The sequence below is a fragment of the Paenibacillus popilliae ATCC 14706 genome (assembly GCF_000315235.1).
GTDB lineage: Bacteria > Bacillota > Bacilli > Paenibacillales > Paenibacillaceae > Paenibacillus_B > Paenibacillus_B popilliae.
In genome coordinates, this window is record NZ_BALG01000424.1 from 1 (window position 1) to 264 (window position 264).

Consider the following 264-nt stretch of genomic DNA (forward strand, 5'->3'; position numbering starts at 1 on the left):
GCTTCTATGGTGGAATGTTTCCCGGCGACGGGAGGCAAATCCTCGGCGGTATTGCCGATCGCCTGAATGCCAGGTTTCTCGTCGTAGGACAAATGAACGTCGCAGAGCGGTTTTATTTCTTCGTTCTCCAGAATGTATTCGACTTGCTGATAGACGCAAAGCACTTCCGTCCGTTTTGCATCGAACTCTGGATCGCGGCGTTCCAGATCATAACGGACTTTATGTGGTTGCAAGTCTTGGGCGGCCAGCAATCGGGACACGCTG

Annotated in this window: 1 pseudogene; it reads right to left on the reverse strand. The window is 52.7% G+C overall.

Features of this window, described 5'->3' with window-relative positions:
* A pseudogene (locus PPOP_RS23060) lies at window positions 1–264 on the reverse strand (IS630 family transposase); the annotation flags it as partial.